We start from the raw sequence: 22,003 nt of genomic DNA on the forward strand, positions 1-22,003 counted from the left end.
GCATAGGCAGGGAATATGTATTGCTACTACCTTATAATCACGAGCTAATAAGTGGTCATCAAGGTTTTATGATAGCGACGCTCGATTCTATCATAACGTGCTCAGAAAACTATCCCTTATCAAGGCTTGTTATTAATTGATAAGCAAGATTATCTAAAATAACTTCGCCTATAAAATAGTCAAAAAATTTCGGTTCAGTGGCAGTATTTTTGTAAAATTGTTGATATGCTACTATATAGTTACGTTGTCACGGGATTTTGTATGAAATATCAACAATTAGAGAACCTAGAATGTGGCTGGAAGTGGGCCTACCTAGTAAAAAAACACCGCGAAGGTGAATTAATTACCCGTTATATAGAAAAAAGTGCCGCAGATGAAGTTGTCGAGCAATTATTGCTTCTTGAGGCGCAACCATTAAAAGTTTTAGAGTGGATAGATTTGCATATGAATCCTGATTTATCTAATAGGATGAAGCAAACTATTAGAGCTCGTAGAAAACGTTATTTTAATGCTGAGCATCAACACACACGTAAAAAATCAATCGATTTAACGTTTAAAGTTTGGCAACGCTTATCTGCATTGTCACAGCGAAGAGGAATAACATTATCAGAAACGATAGTGCAATTAATTGAAGACGCTGAGCGAAAAGAACAATACGCATTAAAAGTGCATAGTTTAAAAGATGGACTGATTGAGTTATTAGAACGCGATAAAGAAAAATAAGTTACATTAATTTTGGCTTACTGGCTTCAATAATTTATTTTTATAGCTATTTTCGTTCTCTGTTTTTCTTGTGATATTTCATACCTGCGCCGAAAGCGTTTCTGTCTTTATATTTCTACCTTATTTTATCTTCATAAAGAAAAACCCTGCCATTGGCAGGGTTTTGAATTCATCAACAGTAGATTATTCTACTATCTGAATTATTTAGCAGGAACAACAACTTCAGTTGTACCTTGGATTTCGATCTCAACACGACGGTCTGGCGCTAAGCAATCGATCAGAGCTGAACGAGCTTTAACGTTGTCACATGTGTTGCCAGTAACTGGATTTTCTTTACCACGACCTTCTGCAGAGATGCTGTTTGCAGGGATACCTTTAGAAACCAGGTAATCAACTACAGATTGAGCACGTTTTTCTGACAGAGGCAGGTTGTAGTTTTGTGAACCGATACGGTCAGTGTAACCGATAACGACTACGCGACCTTGAGTTGGGTCGATGTTAGCCAGTTCAGTGTACAGACCATTCAGAGCTTCTTGACCTTCAGCTTTCAGAGTAGATTTGTTGAAGTTGAACAGAACGTCTGAACGCAGAGTAAAGGTTTTGTTCTCAACAACTGGAGCTGGAGCTACAACTGGAGCTGGAGCTACAACTGGAGCTGGAGTTTCTTGGTTGAAGCGGTAAGCAACACCAACACTCAGCATGCCGTTGTCTGGACGCGCATTCAGAGTACCTTTATCACCGATGTTGTTGATCCACTGATATTCAACACGGGTAGCGATGTTTGGAGTGATCGCGTATTCAGTACCTAATGCGAATACTGGAGAAACACCAGTGTCGTTATTAGAGAAGTTCTTCTGAGTTGGAGCAGGAGAAGTAGCTGCAACTGTTGCAGAAGAATCTGCACGCCATACCATACCACCTAAACGTGTATAAACGTCTAAGTCTTCCATTACTGGATAGCTTAATTTAGTGGTTAATTGGATACCTTGAGCACGGAATGCACCGTTGTCATATGAACCTTTGTAAGTCATACGACCTAACCAATCATAACCCAGTTCAAAACCTAAGTATTGGTTGTACTGATAACCAGCAAATGCACCTGCACCTAACTGATCACGGTGAGTGTTACCGTTACCGATAGAAGTTTCACCGAAATGGTTACTAGTACCTTGGTATTGAGACCAACCTAATTTACCACCAGTATACCAGGTATTGTCTTTTGGAGCTGCTTGCGCTGCAGTTGCGAAAGCTGCCACTGCCACTGCTAATGCGATAGCTGTCTTTTTCATTTTACGCCTCGTTATCATCCAAGTTAGGCATTTGGCTTTAAGCCTTATTATTTGCCCTTGGTTAAATTATTGTTAGGAATCCAATGCTTTCATCAAATGATGATCCCAAAAATGGGATTTAAAGCATAACCTTAACGACATAAAGTCTACAATGAACTTAAAAAGTTACAAGTAATCCTTTAAAATTCGACTTAAAATTTTAAAAAAATCCGCCTTATTCCACAATGGGGAAGATTCTGTATTTTTGTTAAATTTATTGTAACTATATGATTTAGGTTATAAATACATTTGACTTATCTTAAATGATATCAGGGTGTTTTGAGTATTAGGAAAACTCTTAAATTTCACTAATGGTAGTGAATTGAATGAATTTTTACGGAATTCAAATGTCGTTTAGATGCATTACTACTCTCTAAATGGATATTTGTATTAATTTGCTGTCGCATAATAAACCCGAGGGTTTTTCCTTTACTGGCAGCAGATTCTAATCGTTTCATCTCTTCTGACGATATTTCTGGTAACCAACCGAGTACTACACTGTAATTACCACTCACCAGTGCTTTTTCCATTAAATCAACAGTAGTTATCATATTTATATGATTTAATTGAATTATTTTGTTAAGCGGTAATCCTGCATTTTTTAACCAAGTACGATTTAGCTTTTGTTGTGGGTTTAACCACAATAACCAACGTGATTCATGGCTATACTGTTTTAATAGTGGTAAAAGGATGTGATTAATGACGAGCGGATTTTGGTAGAGAAGTTCACTCACCATACCTTGTTTATTATTACTATCATAAGTCGCCACTGTTGAAGGGATAGATAGAGGTAATACCTCATTTGAGATCTCTTGGAGAATGGCGTTCTGTCTTGTCGGAGATGATGTTGAGAGTTTCATATTTACCTCGTTCTATATGTACTGTATGAATATACAGTATCTCTATATTTCGCTTAAATCAAGCTCATTTTTTTGAAAGTTCCTCTCAAATTTCATGTAAATCTCTATTTTTAAGTCGTTAACTATTGGCAATAAAAAGGAAATTCTTTATTGTCTTTTTTGTTATGTCTTATGCATGTTTTTGAATTCAAAGATAAAATTTAATCTTAAAATTTGTGTTGGAGTTTCAATGTTATTTTTACCTGAGCAAAGGAAGGCTCATTTGTTATCGCGTATTGCGCAATATGGGGAGTTAACAACAAAGTCTCAATTTGGTGGTGTTAGCTTAATGATTGATGATGTTATGTTTGCTATCACGTCTGACAATGAGTTTTATTTAAAAGGAAGTGGCTTTTTAGAAACTCTCTATAAGGCAACAAAAATGAGTTCCTATACCTATTTGAAAAAAGGAATTCCTATCATATTGCGTTATTACCACATAACAGATTCGTTGTGGGAAAATCAGCAGAAATTAGATCAATATATTGATATGTCATATCACTACAGCATTCAAGAATATTTAGGGCAACAAAAGAAACCTTGCAGAATAAAAGACTTACCTAATCTAGGTGTGATATTAGAAAAAAGATTGAATCAGGTTGGTATTAATCAAGTTGAAGAACTGCGCTTAATTGGTGCTAAAGCATGTTATCTAAAACTAATGCATAGCCAAAATTTGAGAAATAGTGAACTTTTACTTTCATTGGCAGGAGCAATCGTTGGGTGTCATCGTTCAGTATTACCTAGTCAACTTAAAATGGAGTTATTAAATTGGTACAACGAATTATCTTTTCAATAAGATAAAAGAAATGACTGTTATTTTCTCTAATGTGCTTATGGGAATTAGAGAAAATAACGTCAATAAGAGATTAGACTTGAGGTTGAGGTAGGCTATTTGATTCGCTTTGCTCAATAATTTGGATACAACCAATAATTTGTGGCAGTAAATCTAAGAGTAATCGGATTTGAGTAAGCACTAATTGAATACGAGGATTATCTGCATTAGGTAATAGATTGATCCTTTCAATTAATTCTACATGAGATTGCTTAAACTCTTCATCTTGAAGCGTTTTTCGACGTAAAGCCGAATCGATATAACAAACAGTATCATTAAGCAAAGTGAGTACATTCTCATCTTCTATTTTTGAACGATGAACGCCAAGTGCAGAAATATAACTGAGTAAAGTATGGTTTAAGCAAAGCAACTGGAAAGCTACTTCTTGGGAGGCTTGATAACTTTTTGGCTCTGATGACATATTGGAGATCAGTGATGCTAACTCACCATCACTGCTATGGGCATTTCGACGAGCAATTCGATAACTCAAGCTATTATCTTTTCCTTGGTAATACTGAATAAGAATGGCATCAAGATAATAGCAGTTATTTGTCATTGTTTTTTGAATAACAACAGGCAATTGGCGGAATTTCCAATCAGGCCAAATAAAGCTGACAGCAAACCACGCTATGGCACAGCCAATTAAGGTATCAATAATACGGGGGAGGGCAACATCATAACCTTCACCCAGTAAATTGAAGCTTAATAAAACCAATAAAGTAATAAATAGTGTGGCATGTGCATATTGTATGGTTCTAAATGCGAAAAAGAGCGTACCAGTTATCACAATTAAAACTAACTGCCCTTCGATTGAAGGAACAAAATATAAAATAGGGAAACCGATTAAAATACCAATAATAGTACCACTCACACGTAAGGTAAGACGTCGTCGAGTGGCATTGTAGTTGGGCTGGCAAACAAATAGGCTGGTCAATAATATCCAATAGCCTCTATCCAATTGGAAAAATTGAATAATGGCATAACCAATACATAAAACGAGTGACATCCTAACGGCATGTCTAAAAAGTGCTGATTTAGGCGTGAGATGTTCTTTTATTCTTAGAGCAATATCGCGCCACCCAGTTAAACCATCATCAGAAAGTTGTGTTTCTTCCTTTTGGTCATGGGATATTTGGTATTGCTCTGTACTAATACTTCGTAAAAGCGCATCAATACCTTGAAGATTTTGCAGTAAGTTATTTAAAGGTGTTATTAATTGAGGTTCTGAAGTCGTGTTTTTTAAATGACTTAATGCATTCTCTAAATAATTTATCGCGCGTTCTAATGAAGGATTATGCTGATATTTTTTATGCCAAAGAATAGATTGTGCAACTTGTTCACAAGCTCGTGCTTGCATAGAAAGTAAGCGTTGAAAACGAAATAACACATCGCTATGTCGCAATTCATTACTTAATAGTTGGTATTGAACATGCGACGAACTTGCTCGCTCATGAATATCTTGAGCAACAAAATAGTAGTGAAGTGTGAAACGACTACTACGTTGGCCCCTGTCACCTTTTAATCGACTTAATAATGTAACTTTAGTTTGGTTCATCGTGTCAATTAATTGGCTATTTGCCATTGCTAAATTATAAAGCGAATGTTGATAGTCATCTTCGATATCAGGATCAAATAATGTTGCTTTAGCTTCGAGGTAAGTTGCAAGTTGTTGGTAGCAGCGTGTTAAATTGTCCTGAACTGGGCGAATTGGGAATAATAAGTGACCAACTAATGTTAAAGAGTTATACCAGATAGCTCCTAACAGTAATAAAACGGGTTGTTCATACCATTCAGGGAAAATAGGCATACCCAGCATAGTATAAATTGCGATTAATAAAGCGCCAAAGGCAATGGTCGCGTAACGTTGACCTAAAGCACCTAATAAAATAAATCCCCAAGTGGAAATGGCTAAACCACAAAAGAATAAAATAGGATATGGATAAAGCAGCCCTATTGAAGCTGAAGCAAGAAGAAAACAGCATAAGGTGATAACGAGGTTTTTTAAACGACCAACAAGCCTATCATCTAAGTCAGTTAATGCGGCCGCTACCACGCCTAAAGTGAGAGGAATTGTATATTTAGGCTCTTGCCCTAAAATCCAAGGAAACAAAGTCGTTCCTGTAAGCGCGATTATTATGCGAATATAATATAAAAAGTGGCTATTATAGATAAATCGGCGGGCGCCATTTAGCAAAGTGAACACAAAAAGCCCTTAAATAAACAAGATGAAGATAATTACCTCTTAGAATATAGGGTTTATCACCGATTAAAAAGAGCTTAACAACAGACTATTTGTTATTTATTGCAGGAATTACGTATGGAACTGAAATCCACCCCGATGGGACAACGTTTAGCACAGCATCCTTATAATAGAGTCAAATTGTTAAATGCAGGTATTGAAGTCAGTGGTGAAAAACATCAGTATTTAATTCCTTTTAACGAATTGATTAATATTTTTTGTAAAAAAGGGATTGTGTGGGGGGAGTTAGAATTTTTATTGCCTGAAGATAAAGTTGTTCGATTACATGGAACAGACTGGGAAGAAACTCAGCAGTTTTATCGTTATCTTTATCAAACATGGCAAAATTGGAGCAAAGAAATGAGCGATATAAGTGCTCAGGTTCTTGAGAAACAACTCCATAATATTAATGAAATCACTCAATCAAATAGATGGATAAAACAGTCTAAATTGAGTGAAATTCAACAATCTATCAAAGAAAGCTTTTCTGCTATTCCTCTTCCTCTTGAACGCCTTATTCAATTTGATAATTGCCAAGCACTTTACCAGCAATGTTTGGAATGGCTAAAGCAAGGCGAAACACTAATTAATAAAGAAAACTCTGCATGGGTAACTCAAATATTAAATGAGCATGCGGAATTTTTTAATACTATCGAATCATCACCATTAAATGAATCGCAATGTCATGCTGTAATTAATGGCGAAGAAAATATTCTTGTTCTTGCGGGAGCGGGAAGTGGTAAAACATCGGTATTAGTCGCGAGAGCAGGTTGGTTATTACGTCGTCAGTTAGCGCAACCCGATCAAATTTTATTACTTGCTTTTGGGCGTAAAGCCGCACAAGAAATGAATGAAAGACTTTCTAGCCGTTTAAATGCCGATATTATGGCAAAAACATTTCATGCACTGGCATTATCCATTATTCAACAAGCGACAAAAAAACAACCTAAAATTAGTGAGCTTGAAATAAACAGTGAAAAAAGAAGAGCCCTATTATTAGGTGAATGGCGAGAGCAGTGCCAACAGAAAAAAGCACAAGCAAAAGGATGGCGAGAGTGGTTATCTCAAGAGTTTGAATGGGATATTCCTGACGGTGAGTTTTGGCATGATAAAAAATTAGAAAACCAAGTTGCTGTAAGATTAGAGCGTTGGGTTGGTTTATTAAGAATGCAAGGTGGTAGCCAAAAGTCTCTGATCGAAAGTGTGCAGCCTGAATATACAGAAGCCTTTAAAAAGTATTTAAAATTATTATCACCATTATTAAAAGCTTGGAAAACGGCATTAAAAGAAGAAGATGCAATCGATTTTTCTGGTTTATTACATCAAGCTATTAACCTGATTGAAAAAGGGCGTTTTATTAGCCCGTGGAAACATATTCTTGTTGATGAATTCCAAGATATTTCACCCTTAAGAGCTTCATTATTAACTGCCTTAAAACAACAAAATAAACAAACATCTCTATTTGCAGTAGGCGATGATTGGCAAGCCATTTATCGGTTTAGTGGCGCAGAATTATTATTAACGACTTCTTTCCATCACTCCTTTGGTGAAGGTGCTGAATGTGCACTAGATACGACTTATCGTTTTAATGACACGATAGGAAATGTTGCCAATACGTTTATTCAGCAAAACCCAACTCAATTATCTAAGCCTTTAAATAGTTTAGTGAAAGGTAATAAAAAGTCAGTCGTACTGTTATCTGACGATCAACTTGAAAATTTACTAAATAAAATGAGTGGTTATGTAGAAGAAAATGAAACTATTCTTTTACTTGCTCGTTATCACTATTTAAAACCAGAATTATTAAAAAAAGCAAAAACACGCTGGCCTAAATTAGACCTACAATTTATGACTTTTCACGCTTCAAAAGGGCAACAAGCGGATTACGTTATTATTTTAGGTTTACAAGAAGGTAAAGATGGTTTTCCAGCACCGGCAAGAGAATCGATTATTGAATTGGCATTACTGCCTAGTGTTGAAGATTATCCTAATGCAGAAGAGAGACGCTTAATGTATGTCGCTCTAACAAGAGCAAAAAAACAAGTATGGCTATTATTTAATAAACAACAGCCATCTTGTTTTGTTTCAGAGCTAAAATCTCAAGGTGTTCCTATACAGCGAAAACCTTAGATTATTTTAATCTCTCTTTTAAATAACCTTCGTAATCTGGAATTTTAATTGTAGATTCTTGTGAAAAGAGAGGTGATGAAATTAAAAAGTTCGCAGTTGCACGATTTGTTGCAACTGGGATGTTCCAGACCGTAGCTAAGCGTAGAAGAGCTTTAACATCTGGGTCGTGCGGAACGGCATTTAATGGGTCCCAAAAGAAAATCATAATATCAATTTTCTTTTCAGCGATCATTGCACCAATTTGCTGGTCACCGCCCATTGGGCCACTTAGCATTTGAGTAACAGTAAGACCTGTGTGGTGGTTAATTAGATTACCGGTAGTGCCTGTTGCAAATAACTTGTGTAGAGACAGTTGTTCACGATTATTTTCAACCCATTCCAGTAATGAGCTTTTACAGTGATCATGGGCAACAAGCGCGATATTTTTTTCTTTTAAGAGCGTGCGGTCAATTTGTTCCATTTGATACCTTTAAAAAATAAATATAGTAATTGTTCCAGTTTTCAAAATACCTTTTTTTTATCTTATAAGCTATGAACAGATCAAGATACTATGATGTATCATAATATTTTCAATCTTCATGATGAACGGAGTAGATAAATGGTGGATTCAGACATTTATGACATTTTAAGAAGCGTTAAGACCATTGCGCTTGTTGGTGCGAGTAATAAAGAAGATCGCCCAAGCTATAAAGTCATGAAATTCCTATTAGAACAAGGCTATGATGTTATTCCTGTTAATCCAGGTATGTCAGGGCAAACTTTATTGGGACAACAATGTTATGCCTCATTAAAAGATATTCCTGTTGCTGTTGATATGGTTGATGTTTTCCGTCAATCTGACGTTGCATTAGAAATCGCACAAGAAGCAATTGAAATTAATGCCAAAGTATTATGGTTGCAGATTGGTGTTATCAATGAAGACGCTAAAGATTTAGCTGAAGATGCTGGGTTACGTGTGGTAATGGATCGTTGCCCTAAAAAAGAAATTGAAGCACATGGCCTTCCTTGGTAATACACCAAAATAAAATCGCCGAAAACAAATCGGCGATTATCATTTCATTCAGATCACTGCTTATGTAGATTAATTGGGGTAATTTCTTAATCGTGGTGCCTGTAATTGGCTACGAATTGACTGTGATAACTCATCCAATGAGTCATTATCTAAGTGTTCATCTGAAACTTCATAGGTTATCTGCGCTTCAGCAAGATAAGTATGAACGGGTTGTCCTTCATCATCTTCCATCACAACATGGTACCAAGGTGCTGCTCGCAAGGTCACATTAGATGCAATATCATCCTCATTAGGTTGATCAAGGGAATATTCAGCATCCACATCGACAACAACGCCTAAGTAGCCGAGTAATTTATGTCTAACTTGCTGTCCTATCCCAAATTTGCTGGCGGTCATCATAGTATCACCTCCATATAGCCTTGCTTATTGGTTATATATATGAGGGCATAAAGTGAAATTTCAAGGATTTCAAAAAAATATAATCCTTTGCTTTCATTATGAATAAAGAACCTCACAAAATCAGATTATCTATTGTATAAAGAAAAGACAATAACCAAGACAGAATTTTTATTTGAAGAACACTATTAGAAGGGCATATGAAAATCGGTAGAGAATATATTATTCAAGGGCGAGTTCAAGGTGTTGGTTTTCGTTTTTTCACTTATCAATGGATGAGAAAACAACCAATAACAGGATATGTTTGGAATCGTGATGATGGTAGTGTGGGAGTAAAGGCTTTCGCGAAAGAAAATGCGTTAAAAGAATTTGAGGATTGGTTAGAAGCTGGTGGCCCAAGAAGTGCCAAAATTACATTTTGGTCTGCAACATCTTGCGAATATGAAAAAATGGCAGATTTTTCAATCCACCATTATGAGTAATATTATTTTAATGATTTTTAATTATCTTTATCGAAAGATAAGATTAAATACATTTGACGGGTTTTGGTAAACCGGCAAGCTTTGTAGCTTGTTTTGCCGGGCCTTTAGGAAACAAACGATAAAGATAACGGCTATTTCCTTTTTCATCGCCATATTTTTGTGCAAGTGCTTTTACTAGCATGCGAATAGCGGGGGAGGTATTAAATTCTAAATAAAACTGGCGAACAAAACGGATAATTTCCCAATGTTGTTCTGTAAGCTCAATTTCTTCTAGTTCAGCTAATGTTGGAACCATATCTTCATTCCACTCATTGCTATTTTTTAAATAACCGTGACTATCTGTCTCGATTTCTTTTCCGTTAAATACAAACATGTGCGTAGCAACCAATCAAAAATAATACCGCTAATTTAGCAAAAATAAGGAAAATACCCAAGTAGAACCCATAAATCGTTGATAAATTAAGCCATTGACTTGTAATGCGTTTAATTTTACGGCAAACAGTACAATAAGGGCTTTACAACATAAGCTTAGGTGTTTATATTGCTCCCCATTGCGGAGGGGTGGCCGAGCGGCTGAAGGCAGCGGTCTTGAAAACCGCCGATGGGAAACCATCCGAGAGTTCGAATCTCTCCTCCTCCGCCATCTTCACTTCCAATCAAGTCTCTCAAAGTCTACTAATCCCAGTAAAATCAAGCATTCTAACAAAGTCTCACTCTACCTAAGTCTACTAACGTCTTTCTAAATCTCTACAATTTATTGTATAGTTTTTTGTATAGAAATTTCCTCTACGATTTTCCTATACAATATTGGTGATTTATGAAGCTAACTGACATGGCAATTAAACGCGCCAAACCAAAAGAAAAGGCATACACGCTGGCGGATGGTAACGGACTATCTTTATTAGTTGAAACTAATGGTTCCAAAGGTTGGCGTTATCGCTATCAGTTCGCAGGCAAAACTAAAATGATATCGTTAGGTATCTATCCTGTTGTCACTCTCAACGAAGCAAGAGCGAAAAGAGATGAAGCGCGAAAACAGGTTGCCAATGGTATTAATCCAAGTGAAGTCAGAAAAGCAGAAAAAGCGGCAATAATTAACAAAACTGTAAACACCTTTAAAAATATTGCTCTTGAATGGTATGAGGGCAGAAAGGATCGCTGGTCTGTTGGTTATCGTGATGACATGATGGATGCTTTCGAAAAAGACGTCTTCCCTTATATAGGTAATCGCCCGATTGCCGAGATCAAACCAATGGAACTACTCGAAGTGCTTTCGATTATGGAAAAGCGCGGAGCAACGGAGAAGCTAAAGAAAGTGCGCCAACGTTGTGGTGAGGTGTGGAGGTACGCCATTATTACTGGTAGGGCAGAGTATAACCCTGCACCAGATTTAGCTAGCGCCTTTGTTCCACATAAACGTGAGCACTACGCCCACCTTTCAGTAAGTGAATTACCAGAGTTTCTTTCTTCTATAGATAAGTATATGGGAAGTCAGATTGTTAGAGTGGCACTAAGAGTACTTATTTTAACTGGCGTTCGACCAGGAGAATTGAGAAAAGCAGAATGGTCAGAAATTAACTTTGATACTGGAGTATGGGAAATACCAGCTGAAAAAATGAAGATGCGTCGCCCTCATATTGTACCACTATCGGATCAGGTTATTGATTTGCTGAAGCAGATACACTCCATTAGTGGAAGTTATCAATATATATTTCCCAGCCGTACTGATTATAGAAAGCACATATCAGATATGGCACTTAATACGATGATTAGGCGCATGGGTTATAGTGGGAGAGCCACAGGTCACGGATTTAGGCACACCATGAGCACTATCCTACATGAGCAAGGCTATAACTCCGCATGGATTGAAACACAGTTAGCGCATGTCGATAAAAACTCTATACGTGGAACGTATAACCACGCTCAGTATATTGATGGTCGTAGAGAAATGCTTCAATGGTATGCAGATTACATGGACGCATTAGAGAACGGCGATAATGTGATTCATGGTAACTTTAAACGCGCTTAACCCACCAGCAATAGCCAGCCAATAAAACGGCTGGTTTTTTTATGTTCGAAATAAATTCAACTGGACAAATAGACAGTAAAAATAGCCTGTAGTAGACTTTTATAGACTGTTAAGAATAAAGCTATGTCTAGGCTGATCCCCGAAAACTAGTACACCTCTACTAGCTGGCATAGTTTCTACAAAAGAGGGCGTGAGGTGGCGTTGTGGCTATGTATTCATTTGATGATTTAGATAAAGAAAAAGCTGATAGTATTTATTTTCATAAATTATTGACTGAATTGTCTGATGTGACTAAAAGAAGCATTACGGATGTTAGTACTATTCTACATCGTAATTTTTCTAACTTTGATAATAAATATCCATATACATTAAGACAATTTCATTTTTATCGATACAGTAGCGTAACTGGATTTAGCACTGATAGCCATTTTGAAAAACAATGTTTGAATTTTTTATATGCTATTTCATTAGGTAAGGACTATTATGAGGACCCCAATCCTGCTAATCCCGGCTATTATTGTATTGAGGATGAATTCGAACAATACAATAATAGTTTTTATGGATTCTATTTTAAAGCCCAAGAAGTATATAGCTTTTTAAAGCATAACAAACTGCCTATACCATCATGTCTTTCATTTGATTTGTCTAGATTTGAGAAAGGTTATGAATTTGGAAAGAAAGTAATAGACAAAGAAACTGAAAAATGGGTTTCTGATTTTTTTGGTGATACTGAAGATAGCAAGAGTATTGCTTCATTAGAGGCTGAAGTAGAAAAATTGAAGGGGCAGCTACAAGACTTGGAACTAAAGGTGCCTAACGGGTTGTGTCAATACAGGGAGGACGACCCATTATCAATAGCTATTAAATTAAGAAATGAAGTATGGGCAGATTATGACGAAGATTCAAGGTCAACAATACCAACGCAAGAATGGGTGGTGGCAAAACTTATAGATGATTATAAAGAATTTGAAATGACCAAAGCCCAAGCACAAGCAATCGAGAAAGTAGCTTGCCCTATTAAGCGCAAATAGATGGTTCTGAATATCTGCACTGTTCACTCTAAAGTAAGATTACCCTCAACCCTGAGGGTAAAAATGTTCCGTTACCCTTAACCATGATGGTAATTGACCACAAATCACCCTCTACCCTCATAGTGGTTTGTTTAATTAGCAACCACCTGAGTTATAACCCTTATAGTAAATTTTTCAAAAAAGCCATTAGGTCTAATGGTATGATCAAAAAGCATTTTTTCATGCAAATATACCCCTGAGTCTAAGAGCGTCTATCAAGGCGCAGTATTAACTAGATAGCAGGGGGCAGCATGTCAGTAGTCAATCCAATTAAAGAAAACCTCATTCGTTTACCTGAAGCTATGCGTCGTACTGGCTATGGTAAAGCGTGGATTTATCATCTCATTGGAACAGGTCAATTTCCAAAGCCAGTAAAAATAGGTTCTCGCTCTATTGCTTTCGTTGAATCGGAAGTGGATGAGTGGATCGCCAATAAAATTGCTGAATCTCGTTCTAATGAGGTGGCTTAATGGAAAAGAAGCCACCGAAAAAACACCGCGCCCGTTTATATATGTTAGGTACAGGAATTAATGGATTTACCGAGAATGAAATATTAATTCACTGCCATTTATCGTCAGGTCGTAATTATTCTTCGGAGCTAGAAAGAAAGCTAAATATTAAATTAGAGCGCATTGACGAACTGAACCCTGACGGCATTGGATCACATTACCGTTATCGTATTCGCAGCCAGAAAGACGCGCTGAAGGTAATTAACCTCATCAACCAATGCGCCAATGCTGGCGGATATGAAGGTATTTCAAAATCACAATCTGAATTAATTTTATCGTTGTACCCAATCGAGCAATAAGGACATAAGACCATGAAAAATAAAATGACCGTAATGGGGCAGGGATTTTCACACCCTGAAATCAGCCAAGAACCTATTTTAATTCAACACAGAACTGAGCCGAGAATAGATAGCCGCCTGTTTGCTAAACGCATCGGAATTAAACATAAGAACCTTTTTGAATTAGTAAAAAAGAATGCAAAGAATTTACGTCAATTTGGCACGCTTCCGTTTCAAACGGAGACGTGCTCACATTCAACGGGTGCGAGTATTAATAAATACGCTCTACTCAATGAAAACCAATTTGATTTTATGTGCCGTATTGTTCGTGGTCGTAATCATGAACAGATGACGCAATTTAAGCTGGACGTTACCAAAGCATTCAGCAAGAAACGGGCAGCTGAACCTATTCGACGTGAATATCTACCACATTATCATGAGTCACGCGACGCACTACGAGACTTAGGCGCAGAGAAATATCATTACATCAATCTAGCTCGTACTGAAAATCGATTAACAGGCTTACTTACTGGTGAGCGAGCAATCGCAGATGAACAGCAGTTAGGGTTATTAGTCTGTATGCAGAAGATTGAACAGGCGGCATTTCAGGATGCCATTAACTCGGGGTTATCGGCGACTCAAGCGTTACGTGAAGTCAGTCAACGCATTGAGCAGTTCGCTAGTTTGATGAGTCCTATGACGCGGATTGGTGGCTAATATGATGAGTATCATTACAAATGCCTACCAAGTTAGTGAATCTCTACTAGTAGGTCATCATTTAGTAAAACATTTTACCAATCTAAAACGTGGAGGATTTACATCATTTGTCATAGTTGTTGGTACCCATTGGAAAGGTTTAATCGGGGTCACTACACGAGGCGGAATTGAGTTTTGTCATTCCATAAAAAAGGGCAGCCAATCGGCTACCCTTGGATACGTCGATATTAAATACCGAGCAAGTGAGAATATTAATACTAGCTTACTTCTCTGGTATGGCAAATATCAGCTTTTAGGCTCAATGCCTCGTGATTTTAATTCTTTTCTGATGATGCGTTTTAGCCAAGCGGCTAAAGATTCATCCCCATCTTGCGCTTGCGCTAGCTCCATCATTGCTCGTAATTCGGGGTCTAACCTGAATTGGAAAGGAGGATTACCACGTCGTTCATTGCTGTGTGTTGACACGTTAATTACACCTATAGTAATGTATTTATGTGTCATTACACATTACATACATATATGTAAAAAATCAACGCCCCGAAGTGCTACCAACACTATCGAGGCGTTTAACCACAATGTTATACGAGGTAACACTATGGCTATGTATAAGTCTACCCAAACTCGCCCTAAATTCCTATGGCGCTTTTTCTCATGTCAGCAATTTAAGTATTTCATCGTTATTGCTTCCAGCGAACAAGAGGCTCGTTCAATGCTGCCTGATTCTCCTTGCTTGTTCTCTGCTCGTTTTGCAGAAGGAGAAAGCGTATGAACAGTTTACTCCCCGATAATTATTTCCGTATCCAAGCTGAAATTGACGAAATGCTTGGGCATGTCGATTACCTCCCACCAGAAGAACGAAGCCGTAGTCGTTTGCTCAGAGTGAGAAAGGGTTTAATCCATGTTTTATGCGAAGTATTGCCACCAATTGATAATCCGAAAAAACAGGAACTTTACTACTGGCTGGAACGCATTACTACGCTGATCGGCATAGAAGTATTGGAGGTTCAGGAAAAATCGGAGGTGAAACGTGTGTAATCCTCTTCCATTAGATGCTGCTGCTTACAAGGCTCAGCAATGTAGTTCGTTATTTGCCGTGATATTGGAGCAGGCGGCGACCGAGTGCTCTAAAGAACTTTTAGACCTTATTGCTATTGCTTGTGATTTAAATGGTGAAATTTGGCAATCACTGGCGGAGGCGACGAAATGAAATCGATTGATGTTATCCGCGAGGTGAAACTAAAAGCGAACGGGCAATGGCAAACCATACTCTCTAATCTTGGGGCAGAAGTGCCTCTCAATAAGCATACAGCTTGTCCTCATTGCGGCGGTAAAGACCGTTTTCGATTTGATGATAAAGACGGTAACGGTACGTTTATTTGTAACCAGTGTGGCTCAGGTGATGGGTTAGATTTAGTTCAGCGTGTTCTTGGTGTCAGCGTCACCGAAGCCGCAAAAGCGGTCGCTGATATTATCGGAATAGATACTCGTTCAGCCAATCCACCCGTTTGCTGTAACGATGACGTAAAAGCGCAACAGGAAGCCCAGAGAGCACAACGAACAGAAAACCAAGCTAACCAGCAGCGAGAAAAACTTCAACGTTTTACGGCGCGATATAACCGGCTTATTGAGCAAGTTCAGCAAGGAGAATCAGATTATCTCAAGGCAAAAGGGTTACACGGTTTTGAGATGGATTTATTGCCGGACGGTTCTCTTATCATTCCATTAGTGGATGCTGGCGGTGTTATTACAGCCGCACAAACCATTAAACCCAATGGCGATAAACGGTTGTTACTCGATAGTGCGAAGAATGGCAGTTACTACCCTATTAATGAACCTGTAAGCATTTCTACGGTAATTATTACCGAGGGATTAGCTACTGCTATGACGTGCCATATACTCAATCCTGAAGCCTATGCAGTGGCAGCAATTGATGCGGGTAATTTAATTCATGTGGCTAAGGTAATGCGGAGTAAATACCCAGAGAGCAAGATTATCATTGCAGGGGATAACGATATTAAGCCCGACCAACCAAACACGGGAAAGCTTGCGGCTGAGAAAGCAGCTAAGGTAGTTAATGGTATTGCGGTTTTACCGCCTACTACTGATGATAAAGCCGATTGGGATGATTACCGTCTATCACACGGTATTGAGGCAGCAAAACAGGTGTTTAGTGCTGAGTTGGCTCAACAGGAAGGTAACGTAGTGAAAAAGGACAACGTGATCCGCATCGATGCGAAAAAGAAAATCAAAACTCACGATGATTTAGTCCCCTTTTTTGATAAACGACACGGTGGTTTGTATTACATCGAACGTAAGCAAAACAATACGACGGGTGACATTGACGAAAAAGAAACATGGTTTTCGGATGAAATGGAGACGGTAGGCATTGGCTCTGATGGGAAAGACAGTTATTTAGTTATTCAGATGAGGCAGGAAGGTAGCAACCGTATTATCTATGAAGCTATTCCAAGGCGTGAGCTAGGCTCACCTCAAGGATGGGGGCGATTGCGCTCACGGGGTGTCAATATCACCACGAAGCGTGGTCAATTAGATTTGTTGGCGAACTATCTTCAACGAAAAGGAAAGCGCGACGAATGGACAATCACACATACTGCGGGTTGGCATGATGGGGCATACGTGATGCCAGATGGTCACATTATTGGTAGACCTAGCCGTCCTGTTGCCTTTTGTGGTGGAACGTCTGCTGTTGCGGGCTATATCGTCAGGGGAACGGCTGAAAGCTGGCGAAAGAATGTCGGTAATTTAATGAAAGGCAACCAATCGATGATTTTAGGTGGATTAGTCGCCTTAGCTGCGCCACTAAACTCTCTATCAGGGGGTAGCTCGTTTGGTATTCATTTATTTGCTCAATCCTCCGCAGGGAAAACCACTACGGTAGAAGCCGCCTCAAGTATTTACGGTGTACCCGATGAACTGAAATTAACATGGGATGCGACAAAGTACGGGCTAACGATTGAAGCCGCTTCACGAAATGATGGGTTTATGCCGATTGACGAAATTGGACAGGGTAACGATGTGCGGCATGTAGCAGGAAGTGCCTACAGCTTATTCAATGGTACGGGGCGCATCCAAGGCAATAAAGATGGCGGAAACAAAGCTATTTTACGTTGGGCTATTGTGGCGTTATCAACGGGTGAGGAAGATTTTGAAACATACCTCATTCGTCATGGTGTCACCCCAAAAGCGGGGCAGTTAGTGCGGCTGGTCAGCGTGCCATTTACTGATACTGTCGAGTTTCACAGTCTTGATGATGGTGATTTGCATTCACGCGCCATCAAACGCGCATCAACGCAGCATTGTGGGGCAGTTGGTCGAGCATGGATTGAGTATCTCGCCAATAATCAGGATATCGCCAACCAGAAAGTGACCTTCAAAGAACATGAATGGTTATCAAGTTTACCTGAAGATTCGTCGTCACAGGTTAAGCGAGTCGCCACACGTTTTGCCATGCTGGACGCCACTGCTGAGTTATCAACGTCAATCACTGGCTGGGATGTAGCGGAGTGTAGTCGTTTTATCCGTAATAGTTTCAATGAGTGGCTGGAGAACTACGGAACGGGTAACCGCGAAAAATACCAAGTCGTCAAACGGGCAAGGGATTTTATTCAACGCTATGGATTAACCCGTTTTCAACCCTACACCTACGGCAAACGTAACGGAGATTTAGACCGAACTTACGCTGGGAGGATAACAAATCTTGCTGGCTATTTAGTTTCGGGGCGCAGAGAGGATGGCAAGAACGAATATCACATAATCCCGTCCGTGTTCGAAGATGAAATACTCTCAGGTATTCAAAAGAAACTGGGGGCGGAGGCACTCGACGAGGTAGGTATTTTAGTCAGACCAGAATCAGGGCGTGTAGACGGTAAAACTATCAGCATCAATGGCAGCCAACAGCGATTTGTTGTCTTAATTGATAGCGAGGAGGAATAGCCTACCAGAACAAAGTTTCCGTGATGAATCAAAAACGTTGGGATAAGTGGGATAACGGGATAAGAAATAAAAAGAATAATAAAATTAATTGGTTAAGTTATCTCTATTTATCCCATGTTATCCCAAGTTATCCCAAATGAAATGATGCTGAATTGTTATAAGTGTTAATAAAAAAGCAAAGTTATCCCAAAAATAAAAAGTTTGGGATAAGAAAATAGGGTGTTTGGGATAAGTTAACCTTATGAAATTAAATAGAAATAAGCAACTTATCCCGTTATCCCAAAGAAAAATCGTTTTTTGTATATATAGCGATATTTAAATGACCACTAAAACACTGGCGCTAAAACGACAAAATCCCCCAGCGACGAATACACCAAAAAGCATATAAGATAAAACGCCACAGTAACTTAACTCCTTTGGGTTTGATCTATTTGTGAACAGCACGAATAAGTAGCCATTGATATGGTAGATATTCATATTCGAGCCAGCTATTAGGGGAAAATTGTGTTGAGTTCGTGAGGCAAGTAATCATAGGGGGAGTTACAGCGTGAATGCGTAAATATTGATGATTAAATGAGCTGTACGTACACATGTAGAGGTCGTAAATATTTGACAATTTAGTGACATGCAAATAATGATGATTTATGTACATCGTAGAGAGTGCTAATGTAGATAGAATTATTTGATTTTAGAGTGATAAATAAATTGGAAAATGTAAATTTCTATCCTTGGGTTGGCTCTAATTATGAAAATAGTATGTTTGGTATAAAAATACTCATACTTGGTGAGTCTCATTACGCCGAACATGATGACGAACCCGATAGTGATTGGACTAAACACGTCATAAAGCATAATGCTCAAGATAATCCAAATGCGTTTTTTACTAAAATCACAAAAGCAGTGCTAGGGCTGAATAGTGGGGCTGAATTATCAGAAGAAACGCGTTCTAATTTCTGGGAGCATGTGGCTTTCTATAACTATGTACAGGGTATTGTTGGTGAGTCAGGACGAATTAGACCAACGAATGAAATGTGGAAAGGGGCAGAAAGACCGTTTTTATCCGTTGTAGAATCATTAAAGCCCGATGTGGTTATAGTGTTAGGTGCTATGTTAGGTGAATGGGTTCCTACATTAAATAATGATGTTAAAGTGGCTTATTTATATCATCCATCAAGCGGTTATTTTAATTATGAAGGCGCAATACCAGCCATTAAGAAAGCAATGGATGAAGCCAAACGAGAAAGTAATTCTTAACGTTTTTCTGGTGTCAAAATTCTAAAATTATTACTGGCGAGATGCTAAAATCTGATGTGTTAACCCTAAGTTTTGGCTTCGACTCAGGGTTTTTCAATATATTGAATTTTAAAGAGAACACTTTTCTAGTATGAGTTTTGTGCCCTTTTTAATTTATCATAAATATCTTGGAGTTTGTTTATACCAGAAAAAATCTCATTATTTAATATTTCATTGATTGCTGCCCGCATATAAATATTCACCACTAAATTTTCACTTGATAGCTCTTTTTTCCCACCATGCACAATTGCGGAACGTAATCCATAAACTTTTTTTACTAATTTTCCTATTTCTAATCGGCTGTCAACATCTTTGGCTACGATGAAGGAAAATACATCTGATAATTTTTCACCTATACTTTTTTGAAATAGGCTCCCATCATCTAGAGAAAATAGAATTTCCAATGAAATACAAGTGTATATAATTGAATTCCTAGTGTCAGTAGTGAGTGCCGACTCTCCAAGAGCAAGCGCAGAGTTTAATATCCTTGACTCGATATCATTTAGTTTTTGACTATTATGTTTCTTTTCATAAAAGTCCCATAGCCTTTTAAAATAGCGGCTATTACAAAAAAAAGGGTCATTAACAGGGATTTTTTCTAAAAATTGATTATTAATTTGAGCAGACTCTAAAGGACCGTTTTCATTAGATACTTGGTATGAACTAGTGCTAACATACATTTGTTCGTGTGATAAACTTGGCTTTAAAGGTAGCCCCGTCTCAATCAAGATGTTCTTATCAAGTTTTCCTGATATAAATACAATCATTTTTGCAAAGTTTAAAAAAGCATCTTTAGCTTTTTGTATGGCTTCAGCTTTGTCATAAATATTTTTAACAATAGTACTTATATACATGCCATCAGCTTCAGTTTCGCCTGTTATTGGAAATTCTAAATCTTTTAAGTAACCAAATTTAAAACAAGATAGTTCGAATGAGCGAATGCCATTATTTAGTCTAATTCCAGATATAGGAGCGGTTATAACTAAATTTTGAGGTTTTACATCATAAAAATCTTTGAAAAATGATTCTAAATCATAGTTAAATGGTTTGTTTTGTATTTTTATTTTTGGGAGTTGTTCATTTAGATATTTAAATATTGTTGACCTGTAAAACCTATTGTTTATTTTTTTATCTAATTCATATATTTTTTCTAGTAATAGGTTATATTTTTCCATTTCATTAACATAGACCATTTTATCATTAAATGACCAGTATTTTTGTGCGTTTTTTATATCTTTGTGAGTACCAGTTTGCATTAATGCCATGATTTCATTTATGATATCTTGTAAAAGCATGTTAAATCACCTTTAGTTTATTAATTGTTTATTAATTGTTTATTGATGGAATAGCAGGGACTAGCCCACGAAAGTTATCATAAATAAGTTAATTATTATATTTGTAATCAGATATTTTTTTGAAAAAATGGAAATGTGATTATATCGTATTGTAAAAATGATAAGTTTTGAGTAAAAATTAGCTAGTTGGTTAATTTAAGAACTTCCATTATGAATGGAGATAAAAATAATTAGTTTACTAGTAATATCCTTGTGGCGTTTCCACGCTGAATGAATATCCTTATACCACGCTTTACCACCTTTAGTTTGATACCCTGCTTCGTTAACCCGTTTTGCGATAATCCGCCCGTTATTTATGCCCTCTGATAGCACCATATTAACCACAGAAACGACAGCAGACTCATTATAGGTATACGGTGGGAATATATTGCCATGCCAACAGTTAAATACATCACAGACGATTCTAGGCGTTCAACTAGCGATATCGTATAAGCGTTAGGGTTGCTTTCTGGGAGTAACCGTTGGGATGCTTGTTTTGGGGATAGTTAAAAATGTTAATAAGGTATCCGCTTCGGTATCCACCAAAAAGGCGGTATTTTGCTGGATACTTCATCCGCTGAATGTTGTCATCAGAACCTGTCAAAACCTGACATCGTATCAAACAAGTTTATAAGCCCAGCTAAAATAAAATAGGTACGCAGAGGGGAGATTGTTCATTCTAATGATTCGTTATAATCAAATAAAATCATAATGTTGTGAAAAGTACGCAGAATGGTACGCAGTAAAATATCATGTTTTAATCTACGTATTTGGT

23 protein-coding genes and 1 tRNA gene are annotated in these 22,003 nt (G+C 37.7%); 16 read left to right on the plus strand and 8 right to left on the minus strand.

What is annotated here, in order from left to right; all coding sequences use genetic code 11:
* The first annotated feature begins 261 nt into the window (after positions 1 to 261).
* Positions 262 to 723 (plus strand): macrodomain Ter protein MatP, encoded by a 462-nt coding sequence (gene matP / locus D7029_RS06485; protein WP_194952169.1) that lies wholly within the window; start codon positions 262 to 264, stop codon positions 721 to 723.
* Between the two features lie 200 nt (positions 724 to 923).
* On the opposite strand, the gene ompA is transcribed toward matP, so the two are convergent.
* Positions 924 to 2,012, minus strand: a complete 1,089-nt coding sequence (ompA, locus tag D7029_RS06490) for a porin OmpA (RefSeq protein ID WP_023581353.1) — start codon at positions 2,010 to 2,012, stop codon at positions 924 to 926.
* A gap of 347 nt (positions 2,013 to 2,359) precedes the next feature.
* Positions 2,360 to 2,911 carry an SOS-induced cell division inhibitor SulA gene (gene sulA / locus D7029_RS06495; RefSeq protein ID WP_194952170.1) on the minus strand — a complete coding sequence of 184 codons (552 nt, stop codon included), beginning with the start codon at positions 2,909 to 2,911 and terminating at the stop codon, positions 2,360 to 2,362.
* 229 nt (positions 2,912 to 3,140) lie between these two features.
* Between sulA and D7029_RS06500 the strand changes: the two genes are divergently transcribed.
* Positions 3,141 to 3,749: a TfoX/Sxy family DNA transformation protein gene (locus D7029_RS06500; protein ID WP_194952171.1), complete on the plus strand. Its 609-nt coding sequence runs from the start codon at positions 3,141 to 3,143 to the stop codon at positions 3,747 to 3,749.
* Between the two features lie 70 nt (positions 3,750 to 3,819).
* Here D7029_RS06500 and yccS read toward each other — a convergent pair whose 3' ends face one another.
* Positions 3,820 to 5,988 (minus strand): YccS family putative transporter, encoded by a 2,169-nt coding sequence (yccS, locus tag D7029_RS06505; RefSeq protein ID WP_194952172.1) that lies wholly within the window; start codon positions 5,986 to 5,988, stop codon positions 3,820 to 3,822.
* Positions 5,989 to 6,102: 114 nt separating this feature from the next.
* Here yccS and helD point away from each other — a divergent pair, with 114 nt between their 5' ends.
* Positions 6,103 to 8,154 carry a DNA helicase IV gene (gene helD / locus D7029_RS06510; RefSeq protein ID WP_194952173.1) on the plus strand — a complete coding sequence of 684 codons (2,052 nt, stop codon included), beginning with the start codon at positions 6,103 to 6,105 and terminating at the stop codon, positions 8,152 to 8,154.
* A gap of 1 nt (position 8,155) precedes the next feature.
* Here the strand turns inward: helD and D7029_RS06515 are convergent, their stop codons facing one another.
* Complete coding sequence (locus D7029_RS06515) at positions 8,156 to 8,614, minus strand: methylglyoxal synthase (protein WP_075673145.1); 459 nt, start codon at positions 8,612 to 8,614, stop codon at positions 8,156 to 8,158.
* A gap of 138 nt (positions 8,615 to 8,752) precedes the next feature.
* Between D7029_RS06515 and D7029_RS06520 the strand changes: the two genes are divergently transcribed.
* Positions 8,753 to 9,166 carry a CoA-binding protein gene (locus D7029_RS06520; RefSeq protein ID WP_194952174.1) on the plus strand — a complete coding sequence of 138 codons (414 nt, stop codon included), beginning with the start codon at positions 8,753 to 8,755 and terminating at the stop codon, positions 9,164 to 9,166.
* 69 nt (positions 9,167 to 9,235) lie between these two features.
* Here D7029_RS06520 and hspQ read toward each other — a convergent pair whose 3' ends face one another.
* The gene (gene hspQ, locus D7029_RS06525) at positions 9,236 to 9,565 is read right to left on the minus strand and encodes a heat shock protein HspQ (RefSeq protein WP_194952175.1); all 330 of its coding nucleotides are present in this window, start codon (positions 9,563 to 9,565) and stop codon (positions 9,236 to 9,238) included.
* A gap of 197 nt (positions 9,566 to 9,762) precedes the next feature.
* Here hspQ and D7029_RS06530 point away from each other — a divergent pair, with 197 nt between their 5' ends.
* Positions 9,763 to 10,044 (plus strand): acylphosphatase, encoded by a 282-nt coding sequence (locus D7029_RS06530; protein WP_194952176.1) that lies wholly within the window; start codon positions 9,763 to 9,765, stop codon positions 10,042 to 10,044.
* A 43-nt stretch (positions 10,045 to 10,087) separates the two neighbouring features.
* On the opposite strand, the gene tusE is transcribed toward D7029_RS06530, so the two are convergent.
* Positions 10,088 to 10,417, minus strand: coding sequence for a sulfurtransferase TusE (gene tusE, locus D7029_RS06535; protein ID WP_023581360.1), 330 nt, complete (start codon positions 10,415 to 10,417; stop codon positions 10,088 to 10,090).
* Between the two features lie 182 nt (positions 10,418 to 10,599).
* On the opposite strand from tusE, the gene D7029_RS06540 reads away from it, so the two are divergent.
* The 6 genes from D7029_RS06540 to D7029_RS06565 all read left to right on the plus strand — a co-directional run bounded on the left by D7029_RS06540 (position 10,600) and on the right by D7029_RS06565 (position 14,647).
* Positions 10,600 to 10,687: transfer RNA gene (locus tag D7029_RS06540), tRNA-Ser, on the plus strand.
* A 174-nt stretch (positions 10,688 to 10,861) separates the two neighbouring features.
* Positions 10,862 to 12,073 carry a tyrosine-type recombinase/integrase gene (locus D7029_RS06545; protein WP_108478888.1) on the plus strand — a complete coding sequence of 404 codons (1,212 nt, stop codon included), beginning with the start codon at positions 10,862 to 10,864 and terminating at the stop codon, positions 12,071 to 12,073.
* Between the two features lie 203 nt (positions 12,074 to 12,276).
* Positions 12,277 to 13,104, plus strand: coding sequence for a hypothetical protein (locus D7029_RS06550; protein WP_194952177.1), 828 nt, complete (start codon positions 12,277 to 12,279; stop codon positions 13,102 to 13,104).
* Positions 13,105 to 13,394: 290 nt separating this feature from the next.
* Complete coding sequence (locus D7029_RS06555) at positions 13,395 to 13,613, plus strand: helix-turn-helix transcriptional regulator (protein WP_194952178.1); 219 nt, start codon at positions 13,395 to 13,397, stop codon at positions 13,611 to 13,613.
* Positions 13,613 to 13,951: a hypothetical protein gene (locus tag D7029_RS06560; protein ID WP_228766739.1), complete on the plus strand. Its 339-nt coding sequence runs from the start codon at positions 13,613 to 13,615 to the stop codon at positions 13,949 to 13,951. Before D7029_RS06555 ends, D7029_RS06560 begins: the two co-directional genes overlap by 1 nt.
* 12 nt (positions 13,952 to 13,963) lie before the next feature.
* Positions 13,964 to 14,647 carry a Rha family transcriptional regulator gene (locus D7029_RS06565; RefSeq protein ID WP_194952179.1) on the plus strand — a complete coding sequence of 228 codons (684 nt, stop codon included), beginning with the start codon at positions 13,964 to 13,966 and terminating at the stop codon, positions 14,645 to 14,647.
* A gap of 285 nt (positions 14,648 to 14,932) precedes the next feature.
* Here the strand turns inward: D7029_RS06565 and D7029_RS06570 are convergent, their stop codons facing one another.
* A complete protein-coding gene (locus D7029_RS06570) occupies positions 14,933 to 15,112 on the minus strand; it encodes a hypothetical protein (RefSeq protein WP_036980047.1) in 180 nt (59 codons plus the stop codon).
* A gap of 130 nt (positions 15,113 to 15,242) precedes the next feature.
* Between D7029_RS06570 and D7029_RS06575 the strand changes: the two genes are divergently transcribed.
* From D7029_RS06575 to D7029_RS06595, 5 genes are all read left to right on the plus strand, one after another.
* Complete coding sequence (locus tag D7029_RS06575; protein WP_108478885.1) at positions 15,243 to 15,416, plus strand: host cell division inhibitor Icd-like protein; 174 nt, start codon at positions 15,243 to 15,245, stop codon at positions 15,414 to 15,416.
* Positions 15,413 to 15,682 (plus strand): hypothetical protein, encoded by a 270-nt coding sequence (locus D7029_RS06580; protein ID WP_194952180.1) that lies wholly within the window; start codon positions 15,413 to 15,415, stop codon positions 15,680 to 15,682. The genes D7029_RS06575 and D7029_RS06580 overlap by 4 nt, the downstream gene beginning before the upstream one ends.
* Complete coding sequence (locus tag D7029_RS06585; RefSeq protein WP_108478884.1) at positions 15,675 to 15,854, plus strand: hypothetical protein; 180 nt, start codon at positions 15,675 to 15,677, stop codon at positions 15,852 to 15,854. Before D7029_RS06580 ends, D7029_RS06585 begins: the two co-directional genes overlap by 8 nt.
* A gap of 23 nt (positions 15,855 to 15,877) precedes the next feature.
* Positions 15,878 to 18,601, plus strand: a complete 2,724-nt coding sequence (locus D7029_RS06590; RefSeq protein ID WP_194952181.1) for a DUF927 domain-containing protein — start codon at positions 15,878 to 15,880, stop codon at positions 18,599 to 18,601.
* A 705-nt stretch (positions 18,602 to 19,306) separates the two neighbouring features.
* Positions 19,307 to 19,855 (plus strand): hypothetical protein, encoded by a 549-nt coding sequence (locus D7029_RS06595; RefSeq protein WP_194952182.1) that lies wholly within the window; start codon positions 19,307 to 19,309, stop codon positions 19,853 to 19,855.
* A gap of 125 nt (positions 19,856 to 19,980) precedes the next feature.
* Here the strand turns inward: D7029_RS06595 and D7029_RS06600 are convergent, their stop codons facing one another.
* On the minus strand, positions 19,981 to 21,189 hold the full coding sequence (locus D7029_RS06600) for a HEPN domain-containing protein (RefSeq protein ID WP_194952183.1): 1,209 nt from the start codon (positions 21,187 to 21,189) through the stop codon (positions 19,981 to 19,983).
* Positions 21,190 to 22,003: the final 814 nt, after the last annotated feature.

The sequence above is a fragment of the Proteus vulgaris genome (genome assembly GCF_016647575.1).
GTDB lineage: Bacteria > Pseudomonadota > Gammaproteobacteria > Enterobacterales > Enterobacteriaceae > Proteus > Proteus mirabilis_B.

What these genes read in the sequence shown, in the direction of transcription:
- D7029_RS06515 (WP_075673145.1), bottom strand. Translation starts at nt 8,614, where the DNA reads ATGGAACAAATTGACCGCACGCTCTTAAAAGAAAAAAATATCGCGCTT.
- sulA (WP_194952170.1), bottom strand. Translation starts at nt 2,911, where the DNA reads ATGAAACTCTCAACATCATCTCCGACAAGACAGAACGCCATTCTCCAA.
- D7029_RS06575 (WP_108478885.1), top strand. Translation starts at nt 15,243, where the DNA reads ATGGCTATGTATAAGTCTACCCAAACTCGCCCTAAATTCCTATGGCGC.
- D7029_RS06600 (WP_194952183.1), bottom strand. Translation starts at nt 21,189, where the DNA reads ATGCTTTTACAAGATATCATAAATGAAATCATGGCATTAATGCAAACT.
- tusE (WP_023581360.1), bottom strand. Translation starts at nt 10,417, where the DNA reads ATGTTTGTATTTAACGGAAAAGAAATCGAGACAGATAGTCACGGTTAT.
- D7029_RS06520 (WP_194952174.1), top strand. Translation starts at nt 8,753, where the DNA reads ATGGTGGATTCAGACATTTATGACATTTTAAGAAGCGTTAAGACCATT.
- D7029_RS06500 (WP_194952171.1), top strand. Translation starts at nt 3,141, where the DNA reads ATGTTATTTTTACCTGAGCAAAGGAAGGCTCATTTGTTATCGCGTATT.
- helD (WP_194952173.1), top strand. Translation starts at nt 6,103, where the DNA reads ATGGAACTGAAATCCACCCCGATGGGACAACGTTTAGCACAGCATCCT.
- D7029_RS06560 (WP_228766739.1), top strand. Translation starts at nt 13,613, where the DNA reads ATGGAAAAGAAGCCACCGAAAAAACACCGCGCCCGTTTATATATGTTA.
- hspQ (WP_194952175.1), bottom strand. Translation starts at nt 9,565, where the DNA reads ATGATGACCGCCAGCAAATTTGGGATAGGACAGCAAGTTAGACATAAA.
- D7029_RS06565 (WP_194952179.1), top strand. Translation starts at nt 13,964, where the DNA reads ATGAAAAATAAAATGACCGTAATGGGGCAGGGATTTTCACACCCTGAA.
- D7029_RS06555 (WP_194952178.1), top strand. Translation starts at nt 13,395, where the DNA reads ATGTCAGTAGTCAATCCAATTAAAGAAAACCTCATTCGTTTACCTGAA.
- D7029_RS06545 (WP_108478888.1), top strand. Translation starts at nt 10,862, where the DNA reads ATGAAGCTAACTGACATGGCAATTAAACGCGCCAAACCAAAAGAAAAG.
- D7029_RS06530 (WP_194952176.1), top strand. Translation starts at nt 9,763, where the DNA reads ATGAAAATCGGTAGAGAATATATTATTCAAGGGCGAGTTCAAGGTGTT.
- matP (WP_194952169.1), top strand. Translation starts at nt 262, where the DNA reads ATGAAATATCAACAATTAGAGAACCTAGAATGTGGCTGGAAGTGGGCC.
- D7029_RS06580 (WP_194952180.1), top strand. Translation starts at nt 15,413, where the DNA reads ATGAACAGTTTACTCCCCGATAATTATTTCCGTATCCAAGCTGAAATT.
- ompA (WP_023581353.1), bottom strand. Translation starts at nt 2,012, where the DNA reads ATGAAAAAGACAGCTATCGCATTAGCAGTGGCAGTGGCAGCTTTCGCA.